13 protein-coding genes and 3 tRNA genes are annotated in these 13,261 nt (G+C 35.9%); 15 read left to right on the top strand and 1 reads right to left on the bottom strand.

Translation table 11 applies throughout. The features are described 5' to 3' along the window. The first annotated feature begins 4 nt into the window (after window positions 1–4). The 15 genes from purN (at window position 5) to BM077_RS06225 (ending at window position 12,331) form a co-directional block, all read left to right on the top strand. Window positions 5–631 (top strand): phosphoribosylglycinamide formyltransferase, encoded by a 627-nt coding sequence (gene purN / locus BM077_RS06295; RefSeq protein ID WP_089748898.1) that lies wholly within the window; start codon window positions 5–7, stop codon window positions 629–631. A gap of 21 nt (window positions 632–652) precedes the next feature. Next, a complete protein-coding gene (gene purH / locus BM077_RS06290; protein ID WP_089748899.1) occupies window positions 653–2,221 on the top strand; it encodes a bifunctional phosphoribosylaminoimidazolecarboxamide formyltransferase/IMP cyclohydrolase in 1,569 nt (522 codons plus the stop codon). 659 nt (window positions 2,222–2,880) lie between these two features. Beyond that, window positions 2,881–4,284, top strand: coding sequence for a 4Fe-4S dicluster domain-containing protein (locus BM077_RS06285; protein ID WP_089748900.1), 1,404 nt, complete (start codon window positions 2,881–2,883; stop codon window positions 4,282–4,284). A 54-nt stretch (window positions 4,285–4,338) separates the two neighbouring features. After that, the gene (locus BM077_RS06280; RefSeq protein WP_090095179.1) at window positions 4,339–5,439 is read left to right on the top strand and encodes an RnfABCDGE type electron transport complex subunit D; all 1,101 of its coding nucleotides are present in this window, start codon (window positions 4,339–4,341) and stop codon (window positions 5,437–5,439) included. After that, window positions 5,429–6,058 (top strand): FMN-binding protein, encoded by a 630-nt coding sequence (locus BM077_RS06275; RefSeq protein WP_089748902.1) that lies wholly within the window; start codon window positions 5,429–5,431, stop codon window positions 6,056–6,058. Before BM077_RS06280 ends, BM077_RS06275 begins: the two co-directional genes overlap by 11 nt. A 1-nt stretch (window position 6,059) precedes the next feature. Continuing rightward, window positions 6,060–6,755, top strand: a complete 696-nt coding sequence (rsxE, locus tag BM077_RS06270; RefSeq protein ID WP_090003485.1) for an electron transport complex subunit RsxE — start codon at window positions 6,060–6,062, stop codon at window positions 6,753–6,755. A 66-nt stretch (window positions 6,756–6,821) separates the two neighbouring features. Beyond that, window positions 6,822–7,406 carry an Rnf-Nqr domain containing protein gene (locus BM077_RS06265; protein ID WP_089748904.1) on the top strand — a complete coding sequence of 195 codons (585 nt, stop codon included), beginning with the start codon at window positions 6,822–6,824 and terminating at the stop codon, window positions 7,404–7,406. Then, window positions 7,407–8,501, top strand: coding sequence for an NADH:ubiquinone reductase (Na(+)-transporting) subunit F (locus BM077_RS06260; RefSeq protein WP_089748905.1), 1,095 nt, complete (start codon window positions 7,407–7,409; stop codon window positions 8,499–8,501). Window positions 8,502–8,656: 155 nt separating this feature from the next. After that, window positions 8,657–8,884, top strand: coding sequence for a hypothetical protein (locus BM077_RS06255; protein ID WP_089748906.1), 228 nt, complete (start codon window positions 8,657–8,659; stop codon window positions 8,882–8,884). A gap of 52 nt (window positions 8,885–8,936) precedes the next feature. Next, the gene (trpE, locus tag BM077_RS06250) at window positions 8,937–10,454 is read left to right on the top strand and encodes an anthranilate synthase component I (RefSeq protein WP_090003486.1); all 1,518 of its coding nucleotides are present in this window, start codon (window positions 8,937–8,939) and stop codon (window positions 10,452–10,454) included. Next, complete coding sequence (locus BM077_RS06245) at window positions 10,435–11,034, top strand: anthranilate synthase component II (RefSeq protein ID WP_089748908.1); 600 nt, start codon at window positions 10,435–10,437, stop codon at window positions 11,032–11,034. The genes trpE and BM077_RS06245 overlap by 20 nt, the downstream gene beginning before the upstream one ends. Further along, entirely contained in the window at window positions 11,024–11,875 is an 852-nt protein-coding gene (gene ilvE / locus BM077_RS06240; RefSeq protein ID WP_089748909.1) for a branched-chain-amino-acid transaminase, read from the top strand. The genes BM077_RS06245 and ilvE overlap by 11 nt, the downstream gene beginning before the upstream one ends. Before the next feature lie 177 nt (window positions 11,876–12,052). Beyond that, window positions 12,053–12,128: transfer RNA gene (locus tag BM077_RS06235), tRNA-Val, on the top strand. A gap of 20 nt (window positions 12,129–12,148) precedes the next feature. Continuing rightward, window positions 12,149–12,226 (top strand) — tRNA-Asp (locus BM077_RS06230). A 29-nt stretch (window positions 12,227–12,255) separates the two neighbouring features. Next, window positions 12,256–12,331: transfer RNA gene (locus tag BM077_RS06225), tRNA-Phe, on the top strand. Window positions 12,332–12,446: 115 nt separating this feature from the next. On the opposite strand, the gene lgt is transcribed toward BM077_RS06225, so the two are convergent. Continuing rightward, window positions 12,447–13,193, bottom strand: a complete 747-nt coding sequence (gene lgt / locus BM077_RS06220) for a prolipoprotein diacylglyceryl transferase (protein WP_089748910.1) — start codon at window positions 13,191–13,193, stop codon at window positions 12,447–12,449. Between the last annotated feature and the right edge of the window lie 68 nt (window positions 13,194–13,261).

Raw genomic sequence — 13,261 nt, 5'->3', positions numbered from 1 at the left:
AGAAATGAGGTGCAATAATGTTGGTAAGAGATTAACTATTGGGGTTTTAGTATCAGGAAGGGGAACTAACCTACAGTCTATCATTAATAGTATTGAAGATGGCAGATTGAAAGCAGAGATTGGGATTATAATTAGTGATAATCCTGAAGCTAAAGCTTTGGATAGAGCAGAAAATCATGGAATAAAAAGTATCTGCATAGAAGAAGATAATTTTAACATCAAACAAGAATATGAGGAAGAAATGATAAAGGTATTAGAAGAAAATGGAGTAGAACTAGTAGTTATGGCTGGTTTTATGACGATTTTAAGTTCATATTTCGTTGATTATTATCGCAATCGGTTAATGAATATTCATCCTTCTTTATTACCAGCTTTTCCAGGGGTAGATGCTCAGCGCCAAGCTTTTAAATATGGTGTCAAAGTAACTGGTTGTACGGTTCACTTTGCTTATGAAGGTATGGATACTGGACCGATTATTTTACAGGAAGCAGTACCAGTTTTAGAAGATGATACAGTAACTAGTCTTTCTAAACGAATTTTGGCAGTAGAACATCGGATTTATCCAAAGGCTATTCAGCTTTTTGCAGATGAAAGACTAAAGGTAGAAGGAAGAAAAGTGGAGATTTTATAAAAGTAGCGAAGGAGTGATAAGATGTCGAAGGTAAGATATGCACTAATCAGTGTTTCTGATAAAACAGGGGTTGTAGAATTTGCTCAAGGATTAAGTGAGTTAGGAGTTAAAATCATTTCTACTGGTGGAACAGGGAGAAAGTTAAGAGAAGCAGGTATTGAAGTAATCAATATTTCTCAAGTTACAGACTATCCAGAAATGATGGATGGGAGAGTAAAGACTCTTCACCCAGCGGTTCATGGTGGGATTTTGGCAGTTAGAGAGAATGATGAGCATATGGAGGAGATTAAAGAGCAGGGAATTAAGCCGATAGATTTAATTGTAGTCAATCTTTATCCATTTGCTGAAACGATTGCTCAAGAAGATGCAACCTTTGGAGATGCTATTGAGAATATAGATATTGGTGGCCCAACTATGATTAGGTCAGCAGCTAAGAATCATAATGATGTAGGAGTAATAGTTAATCCTAAAGATTATAATAGGATTTTAAATGAATTAAAAGAGAATGAATTAAATCTGGAAGTAAAAACAAAATTAGAATTAGCTTATAAAGCATTTAAGCATACTGCTGAATATGATCATTTAATCCAAAATTATTTATCTAAATTTGTGAATGGAAGCTCAGAATTACCAGCAGTAGTTAGAGACCGCTATGAAAAGGTAAGTGACTTAAGATATGGAGAAAACCCCCATCAAAATGCTGCTTTTTATGAAGAGGCAGAGACTACAGAACCGTCAATTACTACGGCTGAACAATTACATGGCAAGGACTTATCTTTTAATAATATTAATGATACTAATGGTGCTCTAGAATTGGTTAAAGAGTTTTCAGATAAACCAGCAGTAGCGGTAATTAAACATGCTAATCCTTGTGGAATGGCTAGGGCAGATAGTTTAGCAGAGGCCTATAAGAAGGCTTATGCTGGAGATCCCACTTCTGCTTTTGGTAGTATTGTTGCTTTAAATCGTAAAGTAGATATAGAAACTGCCCAGGAAATAGCTGGACCAGAAAAGTTTGTAGAGGTAGTTATTGCTCCTGATTTTAGTGAAGGGGCTCTAGAAATTCTAAAAGAACGTTGGGAAGATGTTCGATTGCTAAAGACTGGTGAGTTATTTATAGACCAGAATACTAAAGAAAAAGATATGAAGAAAGTAGTTGGAGGTCTATTAGTCCAGGATAGAGATATAGTTCAATTAGATGAATCGGAATTAGAGGTAGTAACTGAAAGAGAACCAACAGAAGAAGAAATGGCGGATCTCTTATTTAGCTGGAAAGTAGTAAAGCATGTTAAATCTAATGCGATCGTAATGGCTAAAGATGAACAGATTGTAGGTGTTGGCGCGGGACAGATGAGTCGTGTTGATGCTATGATTATTGCTGGTCGTAAGGCTGGCGAGAGAAAAGAAGGGGCAGTAGTGGCTTCTGATGCATTCTTCCCGTTTAAGGATGCTATTAAAAGAGCTGCTGAAACTGGAATTAAGGCTATCATTCAACCGGGTGGTTCAATTAGAGATGAAGAGGTAATTGCTGCTGCAAATAAACATGATATAGCTATGGTCTTTACAGGAAGAAGACATTTTAAACATTAATTTATTATAGACTCTTTGGGTTTATAATGATATTAATTTTAAATCTTTCTAGAAATTCATCTAAAATGTAGCAAGGAAACTCCATCTAAATCTTGTTTTGGATTAGGTGGGGGAAGTTGACATTTTTGCAAAGATGATCTTTTTGTAATCAAATAGTAATATAATAAATAAGAATTCAATACCATATTAAGGTAGAAGAGATTCAAATAACCACTTGTCATCTGGCCTTAAAAGTAATAAAATATAGACAAAGGATATTTGAGTTATTAGTTTATGTAAATATAGGTATCAGATTATTGATTGTTTTTGAACAAATATCAGCCGTACACTTGGATGCTTATGGCAGATAAATCAATAATTGTGAAAAAAAGTTGTGAATTTATGAAATTAAGAAGGAGTTTTATCATTTATGTATAAATATTAACATGGTGGAAATGTAAAAAATATTTAGTAGCTTAAGGATGTCATTGATTGTTCTTAACTGAACAAAGTATTAAAATGACAGATTATTATTTAGGAGGTGGTAGATAAAAGGAGGGGCTTAAGAGAGACTTATGTTAGGAACGAAGGGGAAGTTGGGAAGGTTAGTCATTTGTTAATTTTTAATGTCAGAGTAACGGAGTAGACCAAATAATTATAAAGGATAAGGTGAAATAGGCATGAAAGTTAAAAATAATTCATTTTCTGGAGGCTATGTATTTAATCTTGAAGGTAAACCTCAGGATAAAGTCGTTGAGCTAGAAATCCCTTCACAAGTTTGCATCCCATTAAAACAGGGTTTTGGTCAGGTAGTAGAACCAACGGTCGAGCCAGGTGAAGAAGTAAAGGCTGGTCAGATTATTGGTAAAAGTGATAACTCTGAATCTACTCCAGTACAGGCAAGTGTTAATGGGACAGTAAAAGAGGTTACTAGTAAAGCAATTATTATAGAAGCTGATGGCACATCTGATTGGCAGCCAGTAGAAGGGCATGGTTCAGATTGGACTAGTATGTCAGCCGAAAAGATTGAAGAATTGCTTTACAATTCTGGAGTTACTTCCTTAGATAATCAAGGAATACCGACCAGATATCAAAGCTCGTCGATCTCTACAGATGATGTAAAACATGTAATTATTAAGGGAGTAGAGTCTGATCCTTATAACTTATCATTATCAGCTCTTTTACAAGATGGTAAGTTATCTCAATTTGCTGATGGTTTAAAAATTCTGCATAAGATATTACCACAAGCTAAAGTGCATGTAGCTATTAATAAGAACCGTCAGAATTTAATTAAAGAATTGAGTAATTTAGTTGGGAGTAATAACTGGGTTCAGTTATATAGCGTTGAGCCTAAGTATCCTCAGGGTAGCGATAAAGTATTAATTCCGACTATTCTTGGCAAAGAATATACAGTTGGAGGTTCAGCAACAAAGCTGGGTGTAATTGTATTTAAAATGCAGACTATTCTGCATGCTTATGATGCTGTAGTAGAAGGGAAACCATTAATAGAACGTCTAGTATCATTATCTGGAGAAGGTTGGAAAGAAAACCTTCATGTTAAAGTGAGAGTGGGGACTCCTGTAGAGGCTATTACAAATAAATGTTTAAATAATGGTAACTACAGAATTGTTTCTGGTAATATATTAGCGGACCAAGCAGTTACAAGTTATAAGTATCCGGTCACTCGTGAATTTGATAATTTAAGTGCAGTACCGGAAGGTGAGGGGCGTGAAGTATTCGCATTCGTACGTCCAGGAGCAAAGAGGGCTTCTTATTCAAATGCTTTTCTTTCAGCTCTGTTCTCTAATTTAAGTAGTAATTGTGACACTAATGTTCACGGAGAAGAAAGACCTTGTATTTCTTGTGGCTATTGTGAACAGGCTTGTCCAGTCGATATATTCCCACATCTTGTTGAACAGTATACAGCAAAGAGCAATGTAGATGATGAATTAATTAGATATGGTATTTTTGATTGTGTAGAATGTAATTTATGTACTTTTGTATGTCCGTCCAAAAGACCTTTAGGAAAGCACATCAAGCAAGGAAAGCAGTTCTTAATGAACAAAGGTTATGCAGTTAAGTAAATCTATAGTACTTGCTGATTTGGAGTTGGATAGAATTAGGAGGGTGAATAAAGAATGAACGGACTTCGTGGTCTTTTTGATAATTTAAAGAATAATGAATCATTAAGCGCCTTCAAGCCCGCAATTGAAGCAGTAGATAATATCTTTTTCGGGCCTGAAGAGGTTACTACGTCTGCACCACATATTGTAGACAAGAATGACACTAAGAGATATATGACTATGGTAATTTTAGCTTTATTACCGAGTACTTTTGCAGCGATTTATTTTTATGGTTGGCGTGCTTTATCTATTATTTTAGTTTCTTATATGGCTGGTGTAATAACAGAAGTATTATTTGCTATGATTAGAAAACATGATATTCATGAAGGTTTTCTAGTTACTGGACTTATTTTTCCACTAGTTTTGCCACCAACAATTCCACTTTGGATGGTAGCAGTAGGATCGTTTTTTGGTGTTTTCTTTGGTAAGGAAGTTTTTGGAGGGACAGGGCGAAATGTATTTAACCCGGCCATCGTAGGTCGTGTATTCCTTTCGATTGCTTTTCCAGTCACTATGAGTACAAAATGGGCAAAACCAGTGACTGAAGGATTAGGAAGATTATTTAACTATGCAATCCCAGCGGATGCAATTACGTCAGCAACTCCATTAGCTGTTCTTAAGACCGGAGGTGTAGAAGCTCTTACTAAAAGCACTTCCTATTCTGAACTTTTATTTGGTGCTGTCGGAGGTTCTATGGGAGAAACATTCCGTATTGGAATAATTCTTGGAGGTATATTCTTAATTATTACTAAGATAATAAACTGGAGAATTCCAGTGGCTTATATAGGTTCGGTATTTGTTTTATCTGCTATTGGAAATCAGTTTTTACCGCAGGTTGCACCGCCAATGTATCAGATTCTTACAGGAGGTTTATTATTTGGGGCCTTCTTTATGGCGACTGACCCGGTAACTTCTCCTTTCACAAAGAGTGGAATGTGGATATTTGGTATCTTTGCTGGTCTCTTGACCCTGCTATTTAGAACGTTTGGTGGTTATGTTGAGGGTGTAATGTTCAGTATATTATTAGCTAACTCAATCACACCTTTAATTGATAGCGTTATTCTAAACGCAAAATTCAAACCAAGAAATGATGGGGTAGTTTACAATGAAAACTAATACTAATTTAGAACAACCGGAGATTACAACTAAGGATATTCTGTTGGATAAGGCGAAGATGGTAATCTTTATGTTAATTATTGGTTTAGTTGTATCGGGTATGTTAGTAGGGCTGAGTACTTATACGAAGCCTATTGTACAGAAGAATCAGAAACTTAGAAAGATGCAAAAGGTTCTCGATTCCTTTGCTATCAGTTATACAAAGGATAATATGGCACAGGTTTATAAGGAAAAGATTAAAGTTGTAGAAAAAGGTGGACAGAAATTTTATAAGACTAGTAATGGAGATATTGCCTTTATGTTTGAAGGGAAAGGGTTATGGGCACCTATTACTGGGTTTATAGCATTTAATTCTGATATGAAGACTTTAAAAGGAGTTTCTATCATGTCACAGGGAGAGACGCCTGGACTTGGTGGAAGAATTAAAGAAGCATGGTTCCTTAATCAATTTAAGAACTTAGATTATAAACCAAAACTTGTAGTTCTTAAAGCAAGTAAGTCTCCTGATAAACCTAATGAAGTAGATGGAATTGCTGGGGCAACTTTATCTGGGAAAGCTCTCCAGAAAATATTAAATAACAATATTGATGAAGCCCTGAAGCAATTGGAGGTGAAGTAAGATGTTAAAGAAGCTATACTATAAGTTTAAATATACTAAGCCATTTGCGCTTATGTATGACGGAATTTGGTCTGAAAACCCGGTTCTTTTATCAGCACTAGGTATCTGCTCTGCGTTAGCGGTAACTAATAGAGTAGTAAATGGAATTGCTATGGGGTTAGCGGTTACTTTTGTTGTAATGGTTTCATCAGTTCTTACCTCATTGATTAAAAAGTATATTCCAAATCGTGTCAGAATAGTTACCTATGTAATTTTGATTTCAGCATTTGTAGTTGTAGTAGACCAGTTCTTTAAAGCTTTTTATCCAAGTATCAGTCGGGCTTTAGGTCCTTACGTTGCCTTGATTATAACTAACTGTTTAATCATGGGACGAGCGGAAGCCTTTGCTACTAAGAATCCAGCTAAGTTTTCGATAATGGATGGTTTTGCTCATGGTATGGGTTATACTATCGTTTTAATTATAATCTCTGTAATAAGAGAGGTACTTGCCTTTGGAACGTTAATGGGCGTTAGTGTTGTTGGAGAAGGATTTACAAAATGGGTAGTAATGGCTATGGCACCAGGTGGTTTCTTCTTGTTAGCAGTATTAACCTGGGCTGTTCGTGAACGTCAGATATTTGAAGAAGAGGAAGGCGATACAAAGAATAGTCGAGCTACTCTTGAGACTTCTGAGGATTTATTATCAGAAGCAGCATAAAGTAGTTTCTTTGGATGGTTTTAAAATTAATGGTCAAATTACTAAAATATATGGAGGAGAAGTAATATGCCTGAATCTCTGAGTATTTTTATAGCAACGATTACATCTCATAATATTGCATTGACTTATATTCTTGGGATGTGTCCGATGATTGGGGTATCAAAGAACCTTAATACGGCTGTTGGTATGGGAATGTCAGTAACGTTCGTTGTAATGCTGACTGCTATAATTAACTGGCCGATATATAATCTGATTTTGATACCTACGAATAGTACAATTTTAACGTATGTTATATTTATTGTAACAATAGGAGCAAGTGTACAGCTTTTAGAGATGATTTTAGAGAAGTTCCTTCCAGCTCTATATAGAGCTTTTGGAATCTTCTTACCGCTTATTACGGTAAACTGTGTTGTACTTTCTGTATCCTTATTTATGGTTTTACGTAACTATACATTTGGAACAACACTTGTTTTTGCATTTGGTTCATCAATGGGTTGGTTAGTAGCAATTGCTATTGTTGCTGCTATAAGAGAGAAGCTTGAATTAGTTGGAGATATACCAAAAGGTCTGAAAGGACCTGGTATTGTAATGGTGATTCTTGGTATTTTAGCCCTTGGTTTTATGGGCTTCGGGGGGATGGTGAATGTCTAAATGAATCTACAACCAATTTATGTATTAGCATCGATTTTCGTTGGAGTTGCAGCTGTACTGGCTATTGCTGATTATCTTCTTACTAGTCAGGAACAGATGATGATTACTGTTAATGATGAAGAATATATTCCAGTTGCTGGTTCTGGTAATCTCTTAAATATCTTATCAGATAATGAGATTCATATTCCAGCCGCTTGTGGTGGAAAAGCAGCTTGTGGTCACTGTAAGGTTGAAGTGAAGGAAGGTGGAGGCGAGATGCTTCCTACCGAAGAGGCTTTCATCAGTCCAGAAGAAGAAGAAAGAGGAGTAAGGCTAGCTTGTCAGGTTAAAGTTAGTGAGGATATGAAGATTGAAGTTGCTCAAGAATTACTTGACGTACAGGAATATACTGCTGAAGTAGAGGTATTAAAGGATGTAACTCCTACAGTTAAGCATGTTAGATTAAAAATGATAGAACCAACAGAAATTGAATTTAAAGCTGGGCAGTATGCACAGCTTCTGATTCCTGGTTTTGAAGTATTCCGAGCTTACTCTATAGCTTCACCACCAAGTATGGCTAGAGACGAGAATGCTTTACAGTTTACAATCAAATTAGTACCTGGTGGCCTTTGTACTAGTTGGATTCACTTTGCTCTAGAGGAAGGGGATACTGTTAAGTTCACTGGGCCTTACGGTCACTTCTATCTCGATGAAGAATCCGATAGAGAGATTATCTTGATCGGAGGAGGTGCTGGAATGGCACCGATGAGAGGGATCCTTGAACGTTTAGATGAATTAGGAATGCCTCGACCGACAAGATATTACTTTGGTGCCAGAAATTCAGATGAGCTTTACTATGAAGATAGATTTGCAGAACTTGAAGAGAAGTATGATAACTTTGAGTATATACCTGCACTTTCTGACCCTACTCCTGATGATAAAGAGAACTGGGATGGGCCTTTCGGATTTGTTACTGATGTATTAGATGAAAGGGAAGGGTCACTGGAGAATGCAGAATCATATCTCTGTGGACCACCGGTCATGCTCGATGCAGCAGAGCGCATCTTAGTTGATCACGGAATGCCAGCAGAAAAGGTAATGTTTGATAAGTTCTAGAATAACAATCTCTAACCATCGAAAGTGTAAACTTACACTTTCGATGGTTTTTTACTTTTATTAGACCTTGTGAATCTGGGAACATTTGTTTGCAAAATGACTCAAGTTAGTGTATAATAAAAAATATAATATTTTACAAGAAGGTGGTAGGAATGGTGGATAGAGGTAATGTCTTTGGTAAAGCAATGGCAGTTAAGAAATATAAGGCTAAAATTAAAGGGATAGACGGCAATGTAGAAGAATATATAAGTGAGGTAGACTTAAAAAAAGCATTGGGACAGTATATAACAGCTAAATTTAAGGTAGAAGGGGGCAAGAGAATAATAACTGACTTTAAAGTTAATAGTTCTACAGAAATAGCTAGGGCTAAAGAGGGGTTATAGATTTATTTATAATTGTTAGAAAATTTAAAAAACAAGAAAGGGTGGTAAATCCTTGCACTTTCCAACTAAAAAAGAAGTTGAGGTATTGAAAGCGAAAGGAAATATAATTCCGGTTTATCGTAAAGTATCACTAGGTGATGAGACACCGATCTCAGTTATTGAAAAATTAGATGGAGATGATGATGATTTTTTCTTATTAGAAAGTGGTAAAGGTCCAGAAAATATTGCCAGATATTCTTTCTTAGGCTATCAACCATTTATGACTTTCAGGAGTAAGGGGAATGAAGTTAGAATAAAGAAGGAAGATGAGACTTTAGAATTTAATGATGAAAAGCCGTTAGAAGTATTAAAAGAGATTGTAGATAAGTATAATCCTGTTAAGATAGATGGTTTACCTAAATTTCATGGTGGAGGAATAGGTTACTATAGTTATGATGTAGGAAGATTTTTTGAAGAACTACCGGTCGATGCAGATGATGACCTGGAAATCCCTGAAATCTTTTTTGTATTTACTGATACAGTAATTGTATTTGATCATTTTGCTGAGGAACTAATAGTAGTTTCTAATTTAATGTTAGGTGATGGTCAAGAAGATGTAGAAAAGCTATATACAAGGGCTATAGAAAGTATAGACTTAATTATTAAGCAGATTGAAGAGAATGAATATCAAGATGAGATCAGAGAGTTCAAGGATTTGACGTTTAATGAAGATGACTTAGACTATAACGCTAGTTTTACACGTGATGGTTTTGCGGATGCAGTAAGACAGGCTAAAGAGTATATTAAAGCTGGGGATATATTTCAGGTTAACTTATCAGTTCGAGTTGATGCACCGGTTACTGAAGAGCCATTTACTATCTATAAAGTCTTACGAAAGTTAAATCCTTCGCCATATATGGCATATTTGAATTTTGGTGAATTACAAATCGTTAGTTCTTCGCCAGAACTATTAGTTCGGTCATTCAATGGGGAAGTTGAAACAAGGCCGATTGCTGGAACTAGGCCACGAGGGAAAACCCCAGAAGAGACCCAGGCGTTAGCTGATGAATTAATTAATCATCCTAAAGAGAGAGCAGAGCACATTATGCTAGTCGATCTAGAACGAAATGATTTAGGACGAGTTGCTGATTATGGAACAGTAGAAGTTGATGAATTGATGGTAATTGAGGAATACTCACATGTTATTCATATAGTCTCTAATGTAAAGGGAAAGTTGCATCAAGATAAAGACCGCTTTGATATTTTAAGAGGAGTCTTTCCGGGAGGAACTATTACTGGGGCACCAAAAGTTAGAACTATGGAGATTATTGAGGAGTTAGAGCCGGTTAGACGAGGTCCTTATACTGGAGCTATTGGCTTCTTAGGTTTTGGTGAAGAGATGGAGTTAAATATAGTAATTAGAACGATGGTTATTAAGAATGGTAGAGCATATGTACAAGCAGGAGCGGGAATAGTTGATGATTCTATCCCGGAGAATGAGTATGAAGAATCGTTAAAGAAAGCAGAAGCACTATTAAAGACGATTACTATTGTAGAAGAAGGTGATTTTAATGATTCTGATGATAGATAATTATGATTCGTTTACTTATAATTTAGTTCAGTATTGTGGTCAGTTGGGTGCAGATATGGTTGTTCATCGTAATGATAAGATTACAATTGAAGAAATAGAAGAGTTAGCTCCAGAGAAGATAATTATCTCTCCTGGTCCGTGCACGCCTTTAGAAGCAGGAATATCGAATGATGTGGTCAAACACTTCAAAGGTAAAGTTCCTATCTTGGGAATATGTTTAGGTCATCAATGCATTGGTCATGTATTTGGCGGTGATATTATTAGAGCTGAAAATTTAATGCATGGGAAGACTTCGGAGGTTTATCATAATGGTGAAGGGATATTTGAAGAGATTGAGTCACCATTTATTGCTACAAGGTATCATTCTTTAATTATTAAACGTGAGACCATCCCAGATTGTTTCGAGATTACTGCTGAAACTGAAGCTGGTGAGATTATGGGAATCAAACATAAAGAGTATGATATTGTAGGCTTGCAGTTCCATCCAGAATCAATCTTAACAAAAGCGGGGCATGATTTATTAGCGAACTTTTTAGAACTTCCAAAATTAGACCAAAGTATGATCGATTATGCTGGTTAATATCAATGGTGAAATCTCTTCAGTGGAAGAGGCGAGAATCTCTCCATTAGACCGGGGATATTTATATGGTGATGGTATCTTTGAGACGATGCGTTCCTATGGAGATAAAATCTTCAAATTAAGTGAGCATTTAGAAAGACTATTTGCTTCTGCTAAAGCGATTTTGTTAGAGATACCTTGGTCAAAAGAAGAATTAAAGAATGAAATTAATAGAACTTTAGTAGCAAACGATTTACAGAAAGACAGCGCATATATTAGGTTAAGTATTTCGCGAGGAGAATCAGAAGTAGGGATTAGTCCTATGGGAGCTAATAATCCTACTTTAATGATTATTACTAAACCACTAACTCCCCCTGACCCTAAACTACATTCTGAAGGTTGGGAAGTAATTACTGTTCCAACTCGAAGGAATCATAGTGAGACAGTAAGTCCAAGAATAAAGTCATGTAATTTTCTAAATAATATTCTGGCTAAAGCTGAAGCTAAGATGTCAAATGCTGATGATGGAATTATGTTAAATCAACAAGGGTTTATAACTGAGGGTACAGTGAGTAATATCTTTATGGTTAAAGACGGCTATCTAAGAACTCCTCCTACTTCAGCCGGTTTATTGGCAGGAGTAACTAGGCAGACGGTAATCGACTTAGCCAGAGATTTAAACTTTGAGGTACAAGAAGATAACTTGACTCGATATGATCTTTATACAGCCGATGAGGTATTTGCCACGGTGACTTCAGTGGAGATTATACCGATAGTTAAGGTGGATAATAGAATGATAGGAGAAGGGAAGCCAGGTTCTATTACAGAAAAACTTTTTGATAAGTTCCCTCGACCGCAATAAGAGCTTAAATAAAAATATAGCTTAACTTAAAAAGTAGCTTAACTTAAAAAGGTCGCCTTTTATTAGCAACGGTGGCCTTTTTATTTTCCATATATTAGGGTAAATAAAAACTCTAAAAACTATTGACAAACTTAAATAATTATAGTATTATATATAACTGTAAGTGATGAATGATGTGGGCGAATAGCTCAGTTGGGAGAGCACCTGCCTTACAAGCAGGGGGTCACAGGTTCAAGTCCTGTTTCGCCCACCATTTTATAATAGTTGAATTTCGGGGATGTAGTAGAGCTGGTCCACAACACCGGCCTGTCACGCCGGAGGTCGCGGGTTCAAATCCCGTCATCCCCGCCATTAAAAACTAATAAATAATTAATGAATGTGGCGAGATAGCTCAGTTGGTAGAGCAGAGGATTGAAAATCCTCGTGTCCCCGGTTCAAATCCGGGTCTTGCCACCATTTTTAATTACCTTAAATTATGTAAATCTATCTTTATATAAAAGATTAAGTATAAAAAGCTGGCTAGTCTAAATTTAGACTAGTCAGCTTTTTATATATTTCTAAAGATGTTATTTTAATACTGCTTTCTTCGCCAATAAATTAAACTACCAGCGGCAATGATTAATACAATACTAATCACTTGTGCCATTCTTAAGGGGCCTAACATTAGGCTATCAGTCCTAAAGGCTTCAACGAAGAAACGCCCAAAAGAATAGGCAATTATATAGCTTAAGAAGACTTCACCATTTTTAATAAACTTCTGCTTTCTTAACCAAATTAAGAATATAAAGACTGAAAAATCCCAGATAGATTCATATAAAAAAGTAGGGTGGCGATAAGCACCGTCAATATACATTGCCCATGGCAAGTCAGTCTTGTAGCCATAAGCTTCTTGGTTGATAAAGTTACCCCATCGTCCAATAGCTTGACCTAAAATCAGGCTAGGAGCAGCTATATCTGTGATCTTCCAAAAGTTAATCTGTTTAACTTTAGTGAAGATGATTGTAGTTAAGGTGGCACCAATTAGAGCGCCATGGATTGCTAGACCACCTTCCCATACAGCGATTATATCTTTTAAATTCTGACTATAATAATCCCATTGGAAGATGACATAATAAGCTCTAGCGCTGATAATGGCTATGGGAATAGCAAATATAATAAGGTCTAGAAAGAGATCAGGATCTAAATTTTTGTGCTCGCTCTCTCTTAAGGCAATAATTAATCCTAAAAAGATAGCTGAAGCCATAATTATACCATACCAGTGGACAGAAATTGGACCAATTTCGAAAGCAATAGGGTCTATGTAATCTGGTTTTAACATTTGATAAACCTCCCTAAATGATAATTATCATTCATTAATATCATAATATACATTATAGTATATGTAAA

The organism is Candidatus Frackibacter sp. WG13, from assembly GCF_900114655.1.
Classification (GTDB): domain Bacteria; phylum Bacillota; class Halanaerobiia; order Halobacteroidales; family Acetohalobiaceae; genus Frackibacter.
Note: the sequence above shows the minus strand (reverse complement) of the source record. Positions and strands in the feature narration are given on the sequence as shown.